Raw genomic sequence first — 21,379 nt, forward strand, 5'->3', positions numbered from 1 at the left:
TGTCAGCGCAGACTGATCAATTCAGTTTCGACTGTGCCACGTGTTTAAGCAGCTCGGCCACTGAAACGTCCATGACATCGGTGAATGGCTTGGGATACAAACCCATGTAAAGAACGGCGACCGCAAGCAAGGTCAAGTAGAAAAACTCACGTGCGTTGATGTCCTTCAGGTCTTTGACATGGTCGTTGGCGACGGGTCCGAGATAAACACGTTTGAACATCCAAAGGGTATAAGCAGCGCCAAAAATCAGCGCGCTAGCTGCTGCCATGCCAACCCAGAAATTGACCTTGACCGCACCCAAAATCACCATCCACTCACCAACAAAACCTGCTGTACCTGGCAAGCCACAATTGGCCATGGCAAACAACAACGCAAAAGCCGTGAACTTTGGCATGGTGTTAACGACGCCGCCATAACTGGCGATCTCACGTGAGTGAACCCGGTCGTACAGCACACCAATACCGAGGAACATGGCGGCAGACACAAAACCATGGGAAATCATTTGGACGATCCCGCCGGCGACGCCCAAATCATTGAATAAGAAGAACCCCAACGTGACAAAACCCATGTGCGCAACTGAGGAATAAGCCACCAGCTTTTTCATGTCTTTCTGGACCATGGTGACAAAACCCACATAGATCACAGCCGCCAGTGACAACCCAATCATCAACCCAGCCCACTCATGGGAAGCGTCTGGTGCGATCGGCAATGAAAACCGCAGGAAGCCATAGCCGCCAAGCTTCAGCATGATGGCAGCCAATACTGCTGACCCTCCCGTGGGCGCTTCAACGTGAACATCCGGCAGCCAAGTATGTACAGGCCACATCGGAACCTTGACTGCAAAAGCTGCCAGGAATGCAAAAAAGAGCAATGTTTGAGCAGAACTACCAATCGGTAATTTGTGCCACGTGGCCAAATCAAAACTACCGCCTGAAGTGGTGTAGAGATATATCAGGGCCACCAACATCAGTAACGACCCCAACAACGTGTACAAGAAAAACTTGAATGCTGCATAGATCTTGTTAGGACCACCCCACACACCAATGATGAGGTACATGGGAATCAATGTGGCCTCAAAGAAGACGTAAAACAACATGCCGTCAAGCGCGCAAAACACGCCGATCATGAGGCCACTCAAGATCAAAAAAGCACCCATGTACTGATTGACGCGGCGGGTAATGACCTCCCAACTGGAGATCACGACAATGACGTTGATGAACGCGGTCAACAGAATGAACCAAACGGAAATCCCATCAATACCCAAGTGGTAATTGATGTTGAAGCGCTCAATCCATGGCGCTCTTTCTACGAACTGCATGGCAGACGTGGTCACATCAAAGCGCGTGTACAGCGGCAATGTCACCAGAAGACTGATCACAGCACCGATCAACGCAACCCATCGAACCGCTTGCGCCTGGTCATCGCGACCAAGAGCGAGCAATATCACACCGAAGGCAATCGGTGTCCAAATAGCCAGGCTCAGCAAACCCATTTTTATATTTCTCCTATTTGAGCCAGACGAAGTACGTCATCAAGACAAAGACACCCAATACCATCGTCAACGCATAGTCGTAAAGGTAACCCGTCTGAACCTTTCGAACCACGCCCGAAATCCATCCCACTATCCGCCATGAACCATTAACGACCGCACCATCAATCAAACCCTGGTCGCCCACTTTCCATAGTGCAACACCCAAGCCGCGGGCCGCAGGAGCCAATACCTTTTCATTGAACCAGTCCATGTAATACTTGTTTTCAAGCAAGGTGTACAAAGGTTCAACCCTACGTTTGATGGCCGCAGGCAGTGCGGGATTAACCATGTACATGTAGTAGGAAGATGCCACGCCTGCTAACGCCAGCCAAAACGGCGCTGAAGTCAATCCATGGAGCGCCATCTGAAGGGGTCCGTGGAATTCCTCACGCAACATTTCCATGGCATGGTGAAGTTCTGCATTGACAAATATGGCATCGTTGAAGAACTCACCAAACAACATGGGACCAACGGTAACAAACCCGATCAATAAGGAAGGAATCGCAAGTAAAACCAATGGCAATGTGACGACCCAGGGAGATTCATGGGGTTTGCTGTCAGCGCCGTGGTGACCATGGTCGTGCCCGTGATGCGCGTCCGGGTTCTGGTCAAAGCGCTCCTTGCCATGGAATACCAGGAAATAGAGGCGGAAAGAATAGAAAGCTGTCACGAACACACCGGCAAGCACAGCAAAATAAGCAAACCCGGCGGCTGGCAAATGGCTGGCATGAACGGCCATGATGATTTCATCTTTTGAATAGAATCCGGAGAACAAGGGGGTTCCGATCAAGGCCAATGAACCCACCAAAGATGTTATCCAAGTGATGGGCATATATTTACGTAAGCCACCCATCCATCTGATGTCCTGGTTGTGATGCACCCCCATGATGACAGAGCCTGCCGCAAGAAACAGCAGAGCCTTAAAAAAGGCGTGAGTCATCAAATGGAACACCGCTACAGAATACGCAGAGGCACCCAACGCAACGGTCATGTAACCCAGTTGCGACAAGGTCGAATAGGCCACAACACGTTTGATGTCGTTTTGGATAATGCCAAGAAAACCCATGAACAGGGCAGTAATACCACCAATGATCAAAATAAAGTTCAATGCCGCATCACTCAACTCAAACAAAGGCGACATCCTGGCAACCATAAAGATACCTGCGGTAACCATAGTCGCAGCGTGAATCAGTGCCGAAATGGGCGTCGGGCCCTCCATGGAGTCAGGCAACCAAACGTGCAATGGAAACTGGGCCGACTTACCCATGGCTCCAATGAACAGACAAATACAGATAACAGTGACCAACATCCAGTCCGTACCAGGCAATGTCAGCTTGGCAAGTTCAGCGGACTTGGCGAAAGTTTCTGAATAGTTAAGGGTGCCGGTATAAGCCACCAATAGCCCAATACCCAAAATAAATCCGAAGTCACCTACTCTGTTGACCAAAAAAGCCTTCATATTCGCAAAGATCGCCGTCGGCTTGTTGAACCAAAACCCGATCAATAGATAAGACACCAAACCGACCGCTTCCCAGCCAAAGAACAACTGCAGCATGTTGTTACTCATGACAAGCATCAGCATGGAAAACGTGAACAACGAGATGTATGCAAAAAATCGGTTGTAACCTTCATCTTCTTCCATGTACCCAATGGTGTAAATATGCACCATCAAAGACACAAAAGTTACAACTACCATCATCATGGCGGACAGGCTGTCAATCAGAAAGCCGACTTCCATTTTCAAATCGCCCACCACCATCCACGTATAGATGGTTTCGTTGAAACGTGCACCATCCAAAGCAACGCTTTTCAGTGTCAGGGCAGACAACACAAATGACACGAACACACCCAGGATAGTAAGGGAGTGCGACATTCGCCGCCCCATGACGTTTCCACCGAACTTGGTACCCAAAACACCGGCAGCAACAGCACCCACTAAAGGTGCCAATGCAATCACAAGCAGTGTTGAAGAAGAAAGGGTTTGACTCATTTTTATTAACCCTTCAGCGAATTGAGGTCATCAACATTGATCGTCGATTTACCACGGAAAATCAACACCAGAATCGCCAAACCGATTGCTGTTTCAGCTGCAGCCACCGTCAAGATGAAAAACACAAAAATCTGGCCATTCAAATCACCAAGGTAATGGGAAAAAGCGACGAAATTGGTATTAACAGCCAGCAACATCAGTTCGATGGACATCAACAAAACGATTAAATTTTTCCTATTTAGAAAAATCCCGACAACAGAGAGTGCAAAAAGTATCGCCCCCACCGACAAAAAGTGGCCCAGTGTCAGCGTCATGCTTTTTTCTCCACAGATGGTGTTTCAGTCGCCTGCTGCGGCAAATAGGGCTGAGTAACAGCCATTTTCACAACCAACAGACGGTCAGCCGATTTCACCCTGACCTGATCGGCAGGGTTGATGGCTTTGACATCTTTACGATGACGCAAGGTCAGCGCAATAGCAGCGATCATGGCCAACAAAAGCAACGCTGCAGCGATTTCAAGCGGGTAGAGATACTGCGTGTAAAGCAATAAACCGAGTTCGCGCGTGTTTGACACTGCAACACCAGTTTGCGCTACCACCGCCAATGACTTTGGCTCTTCAGTGACCCTGAAACCGCCCATCAGTACAGCAGACATTTCCAAAATGACGAAAACACCAACCACTGCGGCCAAAGGGAAATGCGTCCAGAAACCCTTACGCACACCATCCATTTTGATGTCGATCATCATGACCACAAACAGGAACAACACCATCACTGCGCCTACATAAACCAGCACCAGAATGATCGCTAGAAATTCGGCCTTCAGCAACATCCAAATCATGGATGCCTGAACGAATGACAGTACCAAAAACAGCACGGCATGAACCGGATTTCGCGCCGTGATGACACGAAACGCGGCCAGCAACAGCACCGTCGAAAAAACATAAAACAGACCAGTCTTGACATCCATGATTAACACTTCTTTCTTAGAGGTCAGCGGTACTTGGCATCTGCGGCCTTGTCGGCTGCAATTTGATGCTCAAAGCGATCACCCACGGCCAACAGCATTTCTTTTGTAAAGTACAAATCGCCGCGTTTTTCCCCGTGGTACTCCAGAATATTGGTCTCGACGATCGAATCAACCGGACAACTTTCTTCGCAAAATCCACAAAAAATACACTTGGTAAGGTCAATGTCGTAGCGACTTGTCCTGCGTGAACCATCGGCCCTCACTTCAGACTCAATCGTGATCGCCATTGCTGGACAAACGGCTTCACACAGCTTGCAGGCAATACACCGCTCTTCACCGTTCTCGTAACGACGTAACGCATGGAGGCCACGAAACCTTGGCGACAGAGGCGTCTTTTCTTCAGGGTATTCAATGGTGATCTTGCTGCGGAAAGCGTATTTACCTGTGAGCTGCAAGCCCTTGAGCAACTCGACCAGCATAAAGCTCGACAGAAAGTCCTTCAACGCGAAGGCCCCCCCGGATGGGGTATCAACAGAATTTAAAGTTGGGGTAGTCATAGACAACTCGAATCACTTCCAAATGTTCCAGGGAGTCTGCATCCAAACCCCGACCACAACCAACCAGACCAATGTCACTGGGATAAAAATTTTCCAACCCAAACGCATGATCTGGTCATAACGAAACCGTGGGAAGGTCACTCGCACCCAAATAAACACCGTCATCACACAGAAGGTTTTAATACCGAGCCATATCCAACCGGGGATCCAGTTGAAGAATGCACTGTCAATCGGTGACATCCAGCCACCAAAAAATAATGTCACTGCCAGGATTGAAATCAGCCAGATCGTGGCGTATTCCGCCATCTGGAACATTGCCCAGGACATACCAGAATATTCAACCATGTGCCCAGCCACAATCTCGGACTCGCCTTCGATCACGTCAAACGGTGTTCTATTGGTTTCAGCCAGGCCCGAAATAAAGTAGACCACAAGGATGGGCAGCAGCGGCAACCAGTTCCAGGACAAGAAGGTCAAACCCATCTGTGCGAAATAACCTTTACCTTGACCCATTACGATATCAGTCATGTTCAAGCTTGACGACACCATCAACACGATCAAAAAGCAGAAGCCCATGGCAATTTCATAACTCACCATCTGGGCTGAGGCACGAAGCGCACCGAGGAAGGCATATTTTGAGTTGGAGGACCATCCTGAAATAATGACGCCGTAGACTTCCAGCGAAGTGATGGCCATCAAAAACAATAAGCCTGCATTCAGGTTAGCCACCGCAATTTCTGGCCCAAAGGGCACCACAGCCCATGCAGCAAGGGCGGGGGTTACGGTCAAAACCGGGCCAAGATAAAAAAGAAATTTATCAGAATTGGCAGGTCGGACGATCTCCTTGGTCATCAGTTTCAGGGCATCTGCGATGGGCTGCAATAACCCGAACGGACCAACCCGATTAGGACCGAGTCGAATCTGCACCCAGCCAAGTAACTTACGCTCCCACAACGTCGCGTAAGTCACGGCCCCAAGCACGATCATTAGAACCACAGTTACTTTGATAAGCGCCCAGATGACGGGCCACACGATGCCTGACCACCAAGCTGCCGCCAACAGCCCCTGGCCATACGAAAATATGAAATCGCTCATGCCGCCACCTCCTGTGTCTCAGAGGATTTGGCATCAGCAGTCTTTTGCAACGCAGGTGCACGACGTACGATGCCATCAAGTTGGTAGATATCAGCCACAACTGGTTCGCCTGCAGGACCACTCAGATGTACTGCAGTAGCCGTACGATTGCTCAGCCGATCAGCAGCTACCTGCAATGTCTCACCAGAACTCAAACCGGGAACACCTTGCAGAATCTCTTGCGACGATGAATAGTCAAAACCGGGAATACCAAGTATGTTGCCCAATACCCGAATCACCTTCCAGGCAGGGCGAGTCTCACCCAAAGGCTTAACCACGGCATGAAAGCCTTGCGCACGTCCCTCAGCATTGACAAACGTGCCAGAGGTCTCTGTGAAAGGTGAAATAGGGAGCACAACATCACAGAACGCCATGTTTGCTTTAAACGGATTAAAGGACACCACCATCTGCGCTTTTCCAAGCGCCGCAATGGCTTTGACACCGGCAGCCGAATCAAATTCAGGTTCCGTATTGAGAAGCAAGACCGCCTTCAGCGATCCACTTAGCATTTCACCGGCATTTAATCCTTTGGCGGTAGGCAACGCACCTACCAATTGTGCGCCTACGGTGTTCGCGGCTTCGGTCAAATACCCAACGGTTGAATTTGTTTGGTCTGCAATCCATTGGGCCAGGGCGAGTAAACCGGAGGCATGTTCATGATGCGCCGCCGCATTTCCCAGCAATATCGCCTTTTGATCACCGGTCAACAGTGACCGGGCAATAGCAAGCGCCGTGTCGTCGACAACACCAGTGACAGGAGCTGCAAGGCCTTTTTCAACTGCAACGGCAGCAGCAACTGCAGACAAAGCCTGCACCCATTGACCCGCTCCAAGTATTTTGCTGTTACCGATGGGCATAGCCCAGTTTTGTTCAGCAGACGCAATCACACTCACAACACATCCCTTGCGGACAGCCTGCCGAATTCGCTGAGCAAATAGTGGATGATCTTTGCGAAGGTTGGAGCCAATCACCAGCGCACTTTGCAAATCTGACAAAGAGGCGATGGACCGACCCAGATAGCGCACACCCTCAGCGACTGGAAACTCTGCATTTCTAAAACGATAGTCAATGTTCGGTGAGCCCAAGCCTTGCATCAGTTTGACTGCGAGCTGAAGCTCTTCCAGAGTTGAATGCGGGCTGACCAAGGCACCAATGCTGGCTGGGCCAGATTCAGCACTGATCTGCTTCAACCCATTCGCGACATATTCGAGAGCCGTCTGCCACTCCACTGCTTGCCACTCACCACCTTGCTTGATCATTGGTGTGGTCAGTCGATCGTCACCATTCAATGCTTCATAAGAAAAACGGTCTCGATCTGAAATCCAGCATTCGTTAACCGCCTCGTTTTCAAAAGGCACCACGCGCATGACGCGGTTGTTCTTAACCTGGACGATCAGGTTAGCACCCGTCGAGTCGTGCGGGCTAACCGACTTACGTCGCGACATTTCCCATGTGCGAGCGCTGTAGCGGAACGGCTTACTGGTCAAAGCGCCGACTGGGCAGATGTCAATCATGTTGCCAGACAACTCTGAATCGACTGTATGGCCCACAAAGGTTTCAATCTCTGCGTGCTCGCCACGATGGGACATCCCCAACTCCATGACGCCCGCAATCTCCTGACCAAAGCGAATACAACGGGTGCAATGAATGCATCGGCTCATTTCCTGCATGGAGATCAATGGACCAATATCCTTGATGGCAACAACACGCTTTTCTTCTTCGTAGCGAGACGCTGAAGCGCCGTACCCCACTGCCAAATCCTGCAATTGACACTCGCCACCTTGGTCGCAAATTGGGCAATCCAAAGGATGATTAATCAGCAAAAACTCCATCACGGACTGCTGCGCCTTGATGGCTTTGTCAGTCTTCGTGCGGACAATCATGCCCTGTGTCACTGGCGTGGCGCAGGCCGGCATCGGCTTGGGCATTTTTTCAATATCAACCAAGCACATGCGGCAATTAGCGGCAATACTGAGCTTTTTGTGATAACAAAAATGAGGAATATAGGTGCCGGCTTTTTCAGCCGCGTGCATCACCGTGCTGCCTTCAGAGATGCCAACCTTTTTGCCGTCGAGTTCAATTTCAATCATCATGTGACTCGCTCAAACGTACGCAGGAACCATACAGGTCTTGTGCGCAACGTGGTATTCAAATTCAGGCATGAAATGCTTGAGCATGGCGCGAACCGGCATGGCCGCAGCGTCGCCCAGCGCGCAAATCGTGCGCCCCTGGATGTTTTCGGCCACCGAGTTGAGCAACTCCAGATCCGATGTTTTGCCGTGACCGGTTTCTATGCGATCCACAATTCGCGCCAACCACCCCGTGCCTTCACGACAGGGCGTGCACTGGCCGCAAGACTCATGCATATAAAAATGACTTAAGCGCTGCAGACTCTTGACCATACACCGCGAATCATCCAACACAATGACAGCGCCAGAGCCAAGCATTGACCCAGCCTTGGCAATGGAGTCATAGTCCATCGTGCAGTCCATGATCAAGTTTGCGGGCAACACTGGTGAGGATGAACCCCCAGGAATCACCGCCTTCAACTGACGACCGGAACGCACGCCGCCAGCCAACTCCAGTAGCTTTGCAAACGGTGTACCCATAGGCACTTCGTAATTGCCAGGCAGCTCTACATCGCCACTTACTGAGTATATTTTTGTACCACCATTGTTGGGCTTGCCGCACTCAAGGTAGGCCTGCCCACCATTGCGAATAATCCAGGGAACAGCCGCAAAAGTTTCAGTGTTGTTAATCGTTGTTGGTTTGCCGTAGAGACCAAAACTTGCCGGAAACGGGGGCTTGAACCGTGGTTGTCCCTTTTTACCCTCAAGAGACTCAAGCAAACCAGTCTCTTCGCCGCAGATATAGGCACCAAAGCCATGGGCCGCATGCAGCTGAAAACTGAACCCGCTGCCCAAAATGCTATTGCCCAACAAGCCAGCAGCCCGCGCTTCCTCAATGGCCTCTTCAAACCGATCATACGTATGAAAGATTTCACCATGTATGTAGTTGTAGCCGACAGTGATACCCATCGCATAGGCCGCGATGATCATGCCTTCAATCACGATGTGCGGATTGAATTCCATGATGTCCCGGTCTTTGCAGGTGCCAGGTTCACCTTCGTCCGAATTGCAAACCAAATATTTTTGGCCAGGGAACTGGCGAGGCATGAAACTCCACTTGAGTCCCGTTGGGAAACCTGCACCACCACGCCCACGTAGCGCCGATTCCTTCACCGTGGCAATGACCTGGTCTTGCGTGAGGCCGGTACCACCATCCAGCGCCAGCACTTTGCGCAAAGCCTGGTATCCCCCACGCGTCTCGTAATCTTTGAGGCGCCAGTTCGTTCCATTTAAATCCGCACAAATCTGGGGATTGATATGCCTGCCGTGAAAGAGGGTTTGAACGCCAGTAGCTTGAAATTGAGACAGTAATTTTTCTGCGTTCATGGCTTGGCCTCGTCATTGCGCAAACCATCAATCAGTTGATCTAATTTGTCGTTGCTCATAAAGCTGCACATGGTTTGGTCATTCACCAGCATTACTGGCGAGTCTGCGCACGCCCCAAGGCATTCACACTCTTGCAGAGTGAACATGCCGTCAGCAGTGGTCTGGTTATTGCCCACACCCAGCTTCTGTTTCAAATGCGCCATGGCTTTGCCACCGTCTCGCAACTGACAAGGCAAATTGGTGCACACATTTAGCTTGTACTTCCCGACCGGTGTCTGGTTGTACATGTTGTAGAAACTGGTCACCTCATGGACAGCAATCGGTGCCATGCCAAGATACTCAGCCACCATCCGCTCTGTCTCAGCACCGAGATAGCCCAACTCCTTTTGTGCAATAGTCAAGCAAGCCATTACCGCAGACTGCTTTTGCTCAGGAGGGTACTTTGCAACTTCTTTAGCGAAGCGTGCTTTGGATTCTTCAGAAATCATCGGTCAACTTCCCCAAACACAATATCCATCGTGCCAATGATTGCAACTGCATCGGCAATCATGTGACCACGGCCCATTTCATCCAAGGCAGCCAAGTGCACAAACGCGGGTGGTCGAATTTTCAGTCGATAAGGTTTATTGGCGCCGTCGCTGATCAAATAAATGCCGAACTCACCCTTTGGATGCTCAATCGCCGAGTAAGCCTCACCCTCAGGCACTGAAAACCCTTCGGTGAACAGTTTGAAATGGTGAATCAGCTCCTCCATATTGCTCTTCATTGACTCACGGTCTGGCGGTGCGATTTTGTGGTTGTCAGTGATCACTGGACCTGGGTTGACTTTTAGCCAATCAACGCATTGTTTAATGATGCGATTCGATTGCTTCATTTCTTCCATGCGAACCAAATAGCGGTCGTAGGTATCACCAGTTTTACCCACCGGCACATCAAAGTCGAGCCTGTCATAGACTTCATAAGGCTGCGTCTTACGCAAGTCCCAGGCGATTCCCGAACCACGCAACATGGGGCCAGTAAAGCCCAAATTCAGGGCCCGCTCAGGTGTTACCACACCAATGCCCACGGTGCGCTGCTTCCAGATTCGGTTGTCGGTCAACAGCGTGTGGTACTCCGCCAGGTAAGTTGGAAAGCGCTGGGTAAAGTCATCAATAAAGTCTAACAAGCTGCCGCCACGGTTGCGGTTAAGGGCTTCCGTCGACTTCGCGCTGCGAATTTTGTTTGCCGAATGGCGCGGCATTGTGTCGGGCAAATCACGGTAGACGCCACCTGGACGGAAATACGCTGCATGCATGCGCGCACCGCTGACCGCCTCATACGCATCAAGCAAGTCCTCACGTTCACGAAATGCAAACAGCAAGACCGTCATGGCGCCGCAGTCGATCGCATGCGCACCCACCCACAACAAATGGTTCAACAGCCGTGTAATTTCGGCAAACATGACCCGGATGTATTGGGCACGCAAGGGAACTTCCAGCCCTAGCATTTTTTCAATCACCAGGCAATAGGCTTGCTCATTACACATCATGGACATGTAGTCAAGACGATCCATGTAGGGCAGCGCTTGAATATACGTTTTGCTCTCAGCCAACTTCTCGGTGGCACGGTGCAACAAACCAATGTGCGGATCGGCCCGCTGAATGACTTCGCCATCTAGCTCCAGCACCAGGCGCAAAACGCCGTGAGCAGCCGGATGCTGCGGTCCAAAATTCAGGGTGTAGTTTTTAATGTCAGCCATGGGTCAAACTGCTATTGAGCAGGGCCTCCGTAGTTTTCTTCACGGATGATCCGTGGCGTGATTTCACGCGGCTCGATCGTGACTGGCTGATACACAACGCGCTTTTGCTCTGCGTCGTAACGCATTTCCACATGACCGGAAACCGGAAAATCTTTTCGAAATGGATGGCCAATGAAACCATAGTCAGTCAAGATGCGCCGCAAATCATTGTGACCTTCGAATACGATACCAAACAGATCAAACGCCTCACGTTCAAACCAATTGGCGCTACTCCAGATGTCGCACACAGAAGGCAACACAGGAGACAGATCGTCAGGTACAAACACTTTAAGCCTTAGCCGGTGATTCAGACTCACCGACAACAAATGCAATACCACACAAAACCGGGGCCCAGGCAAACCCTCACCTTTGTAGGTGGAGTAATCTACCCCGCACAAATCTAGCATTTGCTCAAAACAACAAGTAGGATCGTCGCGAAGTATTTTTGCCACATCGAGATAGCTGCCAGCCTCCACCACGATTGTCAATTCATCGAGCGCCACCGCGCTACTTTTGACCAAACCACACAAAGCCACATCAATCTGAGCCTTGAGCATGAGTGGGTTTACAGCATACAAAGTCATTGTTAACCCTTGTTATGTGCGCGCAATGGTTTGCGTACGACGGATTTTTCGCTGTAGTTGGATGATTCCGTAAATCAGCGCTTCTGCAGTGGGTGGACAGCCCGGCACATACACATCTACCGGCACGATGCGGTCACATCCTCGCACCACAGAATAACTGTAGTGATAGTAACCACCTCCATTGGCGCACGACCCCATGCTAATGACCCAACGCGGCTCGGCCATCTGGTCGTACACCTTGCGAAATGCAGGTGCCATTTTGTTAGTCAAAGTACCAGCAACAATGATCAAATCAGACTGCCGCGGACTAGGCCGAAACACCTCAGCGCCGAAGCGACTGATGTCATAACGGGCGGCTGCCGCATGCATCATCTCTACGGCACAACAGGCCAACCCAAAGGTCATCGGCCATACTGAACCCGTCTTGGCCCAATTCACAACCGAGTCATAACTCGTGGTGACAAAGCCCTCTTTAAAAACACCTTCAATCATCGTGTTACTCCCAATCCAGGGCGCCCTTGATCCACATGTAAACGAAGCCAATGGTCAGAATGGTCACAATCTCCATACCCACCAAAAAGCCATAAAGACCCAACTCCTTGAGCGTCATCGCCCACGGAAACAACAATGCTGTTTCAAGGTCAAACAAGATAAAAAGGATCGCGATAAGGTAGTAGCGAACGTCAAACTTCATCCGGGCGTCGCCAAACGCTTCAAAACCGCATTCATAAGGGGAGTTTTTTGCCGCATCCGGTTTATTTGGGCCCAGAACGTACCCAATAACCTGTGGCATGACGCCAACTGCAATGCCAATCAAAATGAAAAGCAAGACTGGCAAATATTGATCAAGATTCATTTTGTGAGTTTGATTCAATTGAATATTTAACGCATTTGGTTGCGTCAAATACATTAGTTTGGTGCCGTCGGCGAGACTCGAACTCGCACAGCTTTCGCCACTACCACCTCAAGATAGCGTGTCTACCAATTCCACCACGACGGCTGTTATTTCTGACCAATTTGATACGCTCCGCTTAACGGAATTCGACCTCGTTGGGCAGCCTAGAGTTTACCCTGAAATTCCCTCACCTCGCCTGAGGGAAAGGCATTTTGCAAGGCAATTATTTGGCTGGGATTTGTGCCGCACCCGAAGCAGGAACAACTGGTGCCGGCACAGCTGCAGCGGGCGCTGTGAGTGTTGTGTTGTCAAGCACGCTGCCAGAGGTTGTCGCAGCGCGAGGCGTTCCAAAATATGCAAGCGCCAAGGTGCTGACAAAGAAAATGGTAGCCAACACCGCAGTGGTGCGGGACAAAAAGTTTGCGCTTCCACTGGCGCCAAACAGGCTACCTGAACCACCGCTACCAAACGCCGCGCCCATGTCTGCCCCTTTGCCGTGCTGAACCAGTATCAGCCCCACCATGGCGACGGCTGAAATCATCTGCACGGCCAACAAAATCGTCAACATCATGTTCATTAATTACTCCTGATTAAATAGCGCGGCACGTTCGTTTGTTTAAACGGCTGCAGCAATAATTGTTAAAAAATCCTGGGCTTTGAGGGCAGCGCCACCAATCAAGCCACCATCAATATCCGGTTGCCCCAGCAAACTGGCTGCATTGGCTGCGTTCATGCTGCCACCATAAAGCAGTTTGATGCGATCTGCACTGGGCGTTGCCGCTTTCAATTGCGCGCGCAGCACCGCATGAACTTGCTGCGCTTGTTCTGCAGTGGCAGAAAGGCCCGTGCCAATCGCCCAAACCGGCTCATAGGCAACCACAATTTCACTGATGCAATGGCCATTGGCATGAATCACCGCTGCCAATTGGCGCTTGACCACTTCCTCGGTTTTGCCAGCCTCACGCTCTGCCAATGTTTCACCCACACAAACGATAGGCGTGATACCGCTGCTCAAGGCACGCTGGGCTTTGGCAGCGACCACTTCGTCAGTTTCACCATGGTATTGGCGTCGCTCCGAATGCCCCACGATGGCATAGTGAACGCCGAATTCCTTCAGCATCGCCGGTGCGATTTCACCAGTAAACGCACCACTTTCGTGGCTTGATATATCTTGTACACCCAGCTCAATGACACTGCCTTCAAGCAAGGCATGGCATTGTGCAAGGTACACCGACGGCACACAAACCGCGACATTGCAAACCGGTTGCCCGACGCCGGCAAGTAACCCTTTTATCAGCAACTCGTTGGCGGCCAAGCTGCCGTTCATTTTCCAGTTGCCTGCGATCAGCTTCTTTTTCATGCTATTTCCCAAGTCAAAACAATTTTCCCAATATGCTGATTGGATTCCATCAAGGCATGCGCCTTGGCTGCATCAACGGCTGCAAAGACACTGTGAATCACCGGCTTGATTTGCCCGGATGCCAACAATGGCCACACAAACTTCAAACACGCCTGCGCAATGGCAGCCTTGAATGCCACTGGGCGTGCACGCAAGGTTGAACCGGTCACCGTGAGGCGGCGACGCAGCACCAAACCTGCGTCAAACTCGCTCTGCACGCCACCCTGAACTGCAATGATCACCAGACGACCATCCTCACGCAGACTCTGCACTTCCTTGGCAACATAACTACCCGCAACCATGTCCAGAATCACATCGACGCCCTGCCCGTCGGTGAGCCGCGTCACCTCGGTCTGAAAATCATGGGTTCGGTAATTGATGGCCGCATCAGCGCCTAGTGCCAAGCATGCGGCGCACTTGGCGTCGCTGCCAGCAGTGGTGAACACCCGTGCACCCATGGCTTTCGCCAATTGAATCGCCGTGACACCAATGCCACTGGTACCACCCTGAATCAACACGGTCTCACCAGCAGCCAAGTGACCACGGTCCATCAGGTTACTCCAGACGGTAAACAACGTCTCAGGCAAGCTCGCCGCTTCTACGTCAGTGAAGCCTTGCGGCACAGGCAGACATTGGGCAATCGGTGCCACGCACCATTGCGCATAACCGCCCCCAGCAACCAAGGCACACACGCGGTCACCCAAATGAAAACCCGCTGCGGCCAATTCAAGCGCGTCACCCTGTTCGATCACACCCGCAACTTCCAGCCCCGGAATGTCAGACGCCCCAGTTGGCACAGGGTAAAGCCCCTTGCGTTGCAACACATCGGGCCGATTGATGCCACTGGCACTCACGCGAATGAGCAGCTCACCGGCACCCGGAACAGGCACGAAGCGTTCACCCAGCTGCAAAACATCTGGGCCACCATGACCAGTGATTTCAATCGCTTGCATATGTTTTTAGCCTCTAGCCCTTATAAATAAAGCGTGAGTAGCTATTACATTTATCAAGGCCAAGAGTTGCTTCAAGAACGATTTTCTTGTGCGGGACGCTCCAACAGCGCCTTCATTGACAGCTTGACACGGCCTTTTTCATCAGTTTCCATGACCTTGACCTTGACGATCTGGCCTTCTGACAAATAGTCGGTGACTTTTTCGACGCGCTCATGTGCAATTTGGCTGATGTGCAACAAGCCATCCTTGCCAGGCAGGAGGTTGATCAGCGCACCAAAGTCAAGAATCTTGACCACAGGGCCTTCGTAGATTTTGCCGATTTCAACTTCAGCCGTGATCTGTTCGATGCGGCGTTTGGCCTCTTCAGCCTTGGCTGGGTCAGCCGACGCGATGGTGATGGTGCCATCTTCGTCAATGTTGATTTGCGTACCGGTTTCTTCAGTCAAGGCACGGATCACCGAGCCGCCCTTGCCGATCACGTCACGAATCTTTTCAGGATTGATCTTCATGGTGAACAGGCGTGGCGCGAAGGTAGACACCTCGGTCTTGGCTTCAGCCATAGCTTCGGTCATCTTGCCCAAAATGTGCATGCGTGCTTCCTTGGCTTGTGCCAGTGCCACTTGCATGATTTCTTTGGTGATGCCCTGAATTTTGATGTCCATTTGCAGCGCGGTGATGCCACTGGTGGTACCGGCCACCTTAAAGTCCATGTCACCCAGGTGATCTTCGTCACCCAGAATGTCGGTCAACACGGCAAAGCGGTTGTCTTCCTTGATCAGGCCCATGGCGATACCCGCCACATGCGCTTTCAAAGGCACGCCCGCATCCATCAAGCTCAGGCAGCCACCACAGACCGAAGCCATAGAGGACGAACCATTGGATTCAGTCACCTCAGACACCACACGCATGGTGTAAGGGAAATCTTCCTTGGTGGGCAACACAGCGATCAGCGCGCGCTTGGCCAAACGGCCATGACCGATTTCACGACGCTTGGGTGTACCAAAACGGCCGGCTTCGCCAGTGGCAAAGGGAGGCATGTTGTAGTGCAGCATGAAGCGGTCTTCAAAATCACCGGCCAGTGCGTCAATGCGTTGTGCATCACGCTCAGTGCCCAGGGTGGTCACCACCAAAGCCTGGGTCTCACCACGGGTGAACAAGGCAGAACCATGGGTGCGTGGCAGCACGCTGTTGCGGATTTCAATCGGGCGCACGGTGCGTGTGTCACGACCGTCAATACGGGGCTCACCCGCCAGAATTTGACCGCGAACCAGGCGCGCTTCAATGTCAAACAGCATGCTCTCGACCTTGACCGAATCAAACACGACGCCATCGGTTTTCAGGCCGGCCATGACGTCAGCGTAAGCTGTGCGGCAAGCTTGCGTGCGTGCTTGCTTGTTGCGAATCTGGTAGGCGGCGGTCAACTTTTCGTTGGCCAAAGCACCGACCTTGGCGATCAAGACTTCGTCAGGAGCTGGCGCTTGCCAGTCCCAGACTGGCTTACCAGCGTCACGTACCAGCTCGTGGATGGCGTTAATGGCAATCGCACCCTGGGCGTGACCGAACACCACAGCACCCAGCATGATGTCTTCGGGCAATTGGTCAGCTTCTGACTCAACCATCAGCACAGCGGCTTCGGTACCGGCCACGACCAGGTCAAGCTGGCTGGCCTTGAGCGCGGTTTGACCCGGATTTAGCACGTATTCGCCGTTGACATAACCCACGCGAGCGGCACCAATCGGGCCGTTGAACGGAATACCGGAAATCGACAGCGCAGCGCTGGTGGCAATCATGGCCGCAATGTCAGCCTGCACTTCTGGGTTCAAGCTCACCACATGAATGATGACCTGAACTTCGTTGTAGAAGCCTTCGGGGAACAGGGGACGAATTGGGCGATCGATCAGGCGACAGGTCAGGGTCTCCAACTCGCTTGGGCGACCTTCGCGCTTGAAAAAGCTGCCTGGAATCTTGCCAGCTGCGTACGATTTTTCAGCGTAGTCCACGGTCAAGGGAAAGAAGTCTTGGCCCGCTTTGGACTCGGTCTTGGCGACCACGGTAGCCAGCACCACGGTGCCGTCCATGTCGAGCAGCACAGCGCCGGTGGCCTGGCGAGCAATTTCGCCGGTTTCCATGGTGACCGTGTGTTGACCCCATTGGAATGTCTTGCTAACTTTATTGAACATTGTCATTTTTGAATCTCCTGTGAGTTAGTGGGTGCAGGCCACCCACCAAAGCCCGGAAGCCGCAACACAGAACACGATGCCATTCCAGAGCCGCACCCCTTTTGGGATTGCTAGGCTTTGGAATGACACAGCTTCGCTCCGTTTTTGCCTTTTCCGCTGTGAATTAAAGTAAAAAACGCCTGAGCTAGTGACCTAACTCAGGCGTTCATCATTCTTTGTCAACCAATTACTTGCGCAGACCCAGCTTGGCGATCAAGGCCACATAACGGCTACCGTCTTTGGACTTGAGGTAATCCAACAGCTTGCGGCGGCGGCTCACCATGCGCAGCAAACCACGGCGACCATGGTGGTCTTTGGCGTGGGTTTTGAAGTGAGGCATCAACTCGTTGATGCGGGCGGTCAACAAGGCCACCTGAACTTCAGGGCTACCGGTGTCGCCAACTGAACGTGCGTTGTCTTGGACAACTGTTGCTTTGATACTGGATGCAATCATGATTATTTTCCTGTAGATATAGAACTTGCGTCAGGCGCTGGAACTGCCCCTGACGTGCTTGTCTGCAAATTTGCAGAGCCTCGCATTATAACCAGAGCGCCTGCAGCAAAGCTTTGGCGTCCGATCGGCACAGGCGTCTGTCCGCTCGCCAGGACCAAAGACCCATTCATTCAACGGCTATCTGAATCGCATCCAGCGGCCAGCGGGGCTTGACATCAAAAGCATAAACGGCATTGGCCGTTTGAATGCCCGACTGCAGGCGCATCGCTGCGGCCATGGCGATCATGGCGCCGTTATCGGTGCACAAGTGGAGTTCGGGGTAATGCACCCGCACGCCGCGTTTGGCGCATTGCGCATTTAACTGCGCGCGCAAGTTGCGGTTGGCACCCACGCCGCCAGCCACGACCAAGCGCGTGAGTCGGGTTTGCTTTAAGGCAATCAAGGATTTTTTCACCAGCACCTCAACAATCGCCGCCTGCGTCGAGGCAGCCAGATCGGCCAGCACGGTGCCCGGCAAGGCTTCAACCCCACAACCGTGAACGTTGGCAAGTTTTTTTGCCTGCACCATCACAGCGGTTTTCAGCCCGGCAAAAGAAAAATCGAGGTTATCGCTGTGCAGCAACGGGCGCGGCAGCTTGTAGGCCTCTGGGTTTCCGACATCGGCCAGCTTGGACAGCGCCGGGCCGCCCGGGTAACCCAAACCCAGCAACTTGGCTGACTTATCAAACGCCTCACCAGCGGCATCGTCAATGGTTTCCCCCAAAATCTGGTAGCGCCCCACCCCATCAACCCGCATCAGCTGCGTGTGCCCTCCGGACACCAGCAGGGCTACAAACGGAAACTCGGGTGGATCAGCGCTCAAAAATGGCGACAGCAAATGGCCCTCCAGGTGATGCACACCCAGCACGGGTTTGCCTAAAGCGGCGCCAAGCGCACAAGCCACACCAGCACCTACCAGCAGTGCGCCTGCCAAGCCCGGCCCACGGGTGAAGGCGACCACATCCACGTCTTTCAGGGTTTTGCCAGATTCATGCAATACCTCTTGGGTGAGTGGCAGCACGCGGCGAATGTGGTCACGGCTGGCCAGCTCCGGCACCACACCGCCATAGGCCTGGTGCATCTCGATTTGGCTGTAAAGCGCATGCGCCAGCAGCACCGGCAAATCCTGGCCACTGACACGCACCAGTGCCACCCCAGTTTCATCACACGAGGACTCAATACCCAACACACAATAGTCTTTTGCCATAGTGGGCAAGTTTAGGGGATGGTCAAGCGCACGCATCACCGACCATCCGCCGGTCAATTCATCTGAATTTCAAACCCAGCCCTGCCAGATAAGTGCGAATGGCCGCTTGTGACACTGCAACCAGCTTGAACGCCGTGGGTTCCAGCACCCAAGTGTGGATCAGCCCAACCATCAACGCATGTAAGCCATGCGCTGCCACTGCTGGCGGAATGGCCAGCGTCACCGCGCGGCGCATGGCCGATTCCTCCAAGCTGCGCTGCATTTGTTGCGTACCTTCCAGATAACACTGCACATGCCGCTCTTTGACGGCCAGCAACTCATCCACATACTCCACCTTCAAGGTTGCGACTTCAAAAATGGCGCGGGTGCGCGCATCCGACTCAATGCTGTGCATGGTCTGCAACATAGCGCGCTCCAGCTCGGTCAGTGGGTCTTGCTTGGCGTCATGGCCCAGCTGCTGCATGGTTTGCTCCATCGGCAAAATGGCACTGTCCATCATGGCGTTGAACAATTCGGCCTTGTTTTTGAAGTGCCAATAAATCGCACCACGCGTCACCCCGGCGGCTTGCGCGATGTCTTGCAGTGATGTGCGCGACACCCCTTTTTCAGCAAACACACGCTGCGCCGCCTCCAGCAACTGGTGACGGGTTTCTTCGGCATCTTCTTTGGTACGACGGACCATGGCAGCATCTACTTTCAAGGGGTTATCAACTTACATTCATGATTGTATGTATACTTCTGAAAAAATCAATGATCGTTTTCCCACCCTGCTGACGCCCTCTACCGGGCTTTCTTTTTTTCCAGGAATCCACCATGCTGCACGCCCGCAAGCCCTCTGCTCACACACACGCCAAGCCATCTGCCGCGCACAAGCACCTCCTGGCGCCCATGAGCCTGGGCTTGATCATCTTATTGGCGGCTTGCGGCCAGGGCACTGCACCCGCAGCAGGTCCCGGTGGCCCAGGTAGCGCGCCACCACCCGCAGAAGTTGGCGTGGTCACGGTGAAAACCGGTGATGTGGGCCTGGTCACGGAATTACCCGGCCGGCTGGAAGCCTCCCGCGTCGCGCAAGTGCGGGCGCGCGCCGCTGGCATAGTTCAAAAACGCCTGTTCACAGAAGGCAGCACGGTACGCGCGGGGCAAGCCTTGTTTCAAATAGATGCCAGCCCCTACCAAGCCACACTGGCCAGCGCCCAGGCCTCAGTGGCTAAAGCCGAGGCCAACCTGATACAAGCTGCAGCCCAGGCAGACCGCTACAAACCGTTGATCGAAGCAAAGGCCATCAGCCAGCAGGAATTTGTCAACGCTCAGGCGGCTCAAAAACTCGCCGCCGCCGATGTGGCCGTGGCCAAAGCCGCAGAACAAACTGCGCGCATCAACCTGGGTTATGCATCCATCACCGCCCCTATCAGCGGCCGCATTGGGCGGGCACTCGTGACAGAAGGTGCCTTGGTCGGCCAAGGTGAGGCCACGCCCATGGCAGTGATTCAGCAAACCGATCCGATGTACGTCAACTTCACCCAATCGGCCTCCGAAGTCATGAAACTGCGTGGCGCCCTGGAATCCGGCCAACTTAAGCGCGCCGGTGCCCAGGCAGCCAGCGTGCGTGTGGTGCTGGAAGACGGCACGGAATACGCCAAACCCGGCAAGTTGTTATTTTCTGACCTCACGGTAGACGCCACCAGTGGCCAGATCACGCTGCGCGCTGAAGTGCCGAACCCCGCCGGCACGCTGCTACCTGGCCTGTTTGTGCGCGTGCGTCTGGAGCAAGCCCAGGTCAGCAACGCAATCACCCTGCCGCAGCAGGCGGTGACGCGTACACCACAAGGCGACTCGGTGATGGTGGTGGGCGCTGACGGCAAAGTGCTGACGCGCCCGGTCAAGGTGGGTGCGCAGCAACGTGGCCAGTGGGTGATTCTGGACGGGCTGCAAAGTGGCGACCAGGTCATGGTGGACGGCTTCCAGAAGTTGCGCGGTGGCGCACCTGTCAAGCCCGTGCCGTGGCAAGCCCCCGGTAGCGCGCCCGCCAAAGCGGCCAGCGCACCGCCAGCTGCCGCTTCGGCGCCAGCCGCGCAAGCCCCTGCTAGCCTGAAGTTCCTCCCGATTTTCTCCCCAAATTCCCTGAATTTCACCGCATTTCCCCAATGAAGGCCGTCTGATGACGGTCTTTTTTTGGCTTCATAATGTAGTCACTAAATATGCTTGCATTTTTGGA

21 protein-coding genes and 1 tRNA gene are annotated in these 21,379 nt (G+C 52.9%); 1 reads left to right on the top strand and 21 read right to left on the bottom strand.

Annotated features, from left to right (window positions below):
- Positions 1-16: 16 nt before the first annotated feature.
- The 21 genes from PHQ58_RS01515 to PHQ58_RS01615 form a co-directional block, all read right to left on the bottom strand.
- A complete protein-coding gene (locus PHQ58_RS01515) occupies positions 17-1,492 on the bottom strand; it encodes an NADH-quinone oxidoreductase subunit M (protein ID WP_300106028.1) in 1,476 nt (491 codons plus the stop codon).
- Between the two features lie 13 nt (positions 1,493-1,505).
- Entirely contained in the window at positions 1,506-3,521 is a 2,016-nt protein-coding gene (gene nuoL / locus PHQ58_RS01520) for an NADH-quinone oxidoreductase subunit L (protein WP_300106029.1), read from the bottom strand.
- 5 nt (positions 3,522-3,526) lie between these two features.
- Positions 3,527-3,835 (bottom strand): NADH-quinone oxidoreductase subunit NuoK, encoded by a 309-nt coding sequence (nuoK, locus tag PHQ58_RS01525; RefSeq protein WP_300106031.1) that lies wholly within the window; start codon positions 3,833-3,835, stop codon positions 3,527-3,529.
- A complete protein-coding gene (locus PHQ58_RS01530; protein WP_300106032.1) occupies positions 3,832-4,491 on the bottom strand; it encodes an NADH-quinone oxidoreductase subunit J in 660 nt (219 codons plus the stop codon). The genes nuoK and PHQ58_RS01530 overlap by 4 nt, the downstream gene beginning before the upstream one ends.
- 23 nt (positions 4,492-4,514) lie before the next feature.
- Positions 4,515-5,048 carry an NADH-quinone oxidoreductase subunit NuoI gene (gene nuoI, locus PHQ58_RS01535; protein WP_300106034.1) on the bottom strand — a complete coding sequence of 178 codons (534 nt, stop codon included), beginning with the start codon at positions 5,046-5,048 and terminating at the stop codon, positions 4,515-4,517.
- Positions 5,049-5,060: 12 nt separating this feature from the next.
- A complete protein-coding gene (gene nuoH, locus PHQ58_RS01540; RefSeq protein ID WP_300106036.1) occupies positions 5,061-6,143 on the bottom strand; it encodes an NADH-quinone oxidoreductase subunit NuoH in 1,083 nt (360 codons plus the stop codon).
- The gene (gene nuoG / locus PHQ58_RS01545; protein WP_300106078.1) at positions 6,140-8,272 is read right to left on the bottom strand and encodes an NADH-quinone oxidoreductase subunit NuoG; all 2,133 of its coding nucleotides are present in this window, start codon (positions 8,270-8,272) and stop codon (positions 6,140-6,142) included. Before nuoG ends, nuoH begins: the two co-directional genes overlap by 4 nt.
- Positions 8,273-8,284: 12 nt before the next feature.
- A complete protein-coding gene (gene nuoF / locus PHQ58_RS01550) occupies positions 8,285-9,637 on the bottom strand; it encodes an NADH-quinone oxidoreductase subunit NuoF (RefSeq protein WP_300106038.1) in 1,353 nt (450 codons plus the stop codon).
- The gene (gene nuoE / locus PHQ58_RS01555; protein ID WP_300106040.1) at positions 9,634-10,125 is read right to left on the bottom strand and encodes an NADH-quinone oxidoreductase subunit NuoE; all 492 of its coding nucleotides are present in this window, start codon (positions 10,123-10,125) and stop codon (positions 9,634-9,636) included. The genes nuoF and nuoE overlap by 4 nt, the downstream gene beginning before the upstream one ends.
- A complete protein-coding gene (locus PHQ58_RS01560; protein WP_300106042.1) occupies positions 10,122-11,375 on the bottom strand; it encodes an NADH-quinone oxidoreductase subunit D in 1,254 nt (417 codons plus the stop codon). The genes nuoE and PHQ58_RS01560 overlap by 4 nt, the downstream gene beginning before the upstream one ends.
- A gap of 11 nt (positions 11,376-11,386) precedes the next feature.
- Positions 11,387-11,998: an NADH-quinone oxidoreductase subunit C gene (locus PHQ58_RS01565; protein ID WP_300106043.1), complete on the bottom strand. Its 612-nt coding sequence runs from the start codon at positions 11,996-11,998 to the stop codon at positions 11,387-11,389.
- Between the two features lie 12 nt (positions 11,999-12,010).
- The gene (locus PHQ58_RS01570; RefSeq protein WP_300106045.1) at positions 12,011-12,490 is read right to left on the bottom strand and encodes an NADH-quinone oxidoreductase subunit B family protein; all 480 of its coding nucleotides are present in this window, start codon (positions 12,488-12,490) and stop codon (positions 12,011-12,013) included.
- A gap of 4 nt (positions 12,491-12,494) precedes the next feature.
- Positions 12,495-12,854, bottom strand: coding sequence for an NADH-quinone oxidoreductase subunit A (locus tag PHQ58_RS01575; RefSeq protein WP_300106047.1), 360 nt, complete (start codon positions 12,852-12,854; stop codon positions 12,495-12,497).
- A gap of 59 nt (positions 12,855-12,913) precedes the next feature.
- Positions 12,914-12,998 (bottom strand) — tRNA-Leu (locus PHQ58_RS01580).
- Between the two features lie 118 nt (positions 12,999-13,116).
- Positions 13,117-13,470 carry a preprotein translocase subunit SecG gene (secG, locus tag PHQ58_RS01585; protein ID WP_300106049.1) on the bottom strand — a complete coding sequence of 118 codons (354 nt, stop codon included), beginning with the start codon at positions 13,468-13,470 and terminating at the stop codon, positions 13,117-13,119.
- Positions 13,471-13,509: 39 nt separating this feature from the next.
- Positions 13,510-14,253, bottom strand: a complete 744-nt coding sequence (tpiA, locus tag PHQ58_RS01590; RefSeq protein WP_300106051.1) for a triose-phosphate isomerase — start codon at positions 14,251-14,253, stop codon at positions 13,510-13,512.
- On the bottom strand, positions 14,250-15,245 hold the full coding sequence (locus PHQ58_RS01595) for an NAD(P)H-quinone oxidoreductase (RefSeq protein WP_300106053.1): 996 nt from the start codon (positions 15,243-15,245) through the stop codon (positions 14,250-14,252). The genes tpiA and PHQ58_RS01595 overlap by 4 nt, the downstream gene beginning before the upstream one ends.
- A gap of 71 nt (positions 15,246-15,316) precedes the next feature.
- Entirely contained in the window at positions 15,317-17,431 is a 2,115-nt protein-coding gene (pnp, locus tag PHQ58_RS01600; RefSeq protein WP_300106055.1) for a polyribonucleotide nucleotidyltransferase, read from the bottom strand.
- A 220-nt stretch (positions 17,432-17,651) separates the two neighbouring features.
- Positions 17,652-17,918: a 30S ribosomal protein S15 gene (gene rpsO, locus PHQ58_RS01605; RefSeq protein ID WP_300106057.1), complete on the bottom strand. Its 267-nt coding sequence runs from the start codon at positions 17,916-17,918 to the stop codon at positions 17,652-17,654.
- Between the two features lie 166 nt (positions 17,919-18,084).
- Entirely contained in the window at positions 18,085-19,164 is a 1,080-nt protein-coding gene (tsaD, locus tag PHQ58_RS01610) for a tRNA (adenosine(37)-N6)-threonylcarbamoyltransferase complex transferase subunit TsaD (protein ID WP_300106059.1), read from the bottom strand.
- Between the two features lie 58 nt (positions 19,165-19,222).
- Complete coding sequence (locus PHQ58_RS01615; protein ID WP_367187258.1) at positions 19,223-19,864, bottom strand: TetR family transcriptional regulator; 642 nt, start codon at positions 19,862-19,864, stop codon at positions 19,223-19,225.
- Positions 19,865-20,052: 188 nt separating this feature from the next.
- Between PHQ58_RS01615 and PHQ58_RS01620 the strand changes: the two genes are divergently transcribed.
- Positions 20,053-21,312 (top strand): efflux RND transporter periplasmic adaptor subunit, encoded by a 1,260-nt coding sequence (locus tag PHQ58_RS01620; RefSeq protein ID WP_300106082.1) that lies wholly within the window; start codon positions 20,053-20,055, stop codon positions 21,310-21,312.
- Positions 21,313-21,379: the final 67 nt, after the last annotated feature.

Source organism: Rhodoferax sp. (genome assembly GCF_028688795.1).
Lineage (GTDB): Bacteria > Pseudomonadota > Gammaproteobacteria > Burkholderiales > Burkholderiaceae_C > Rhodoferax.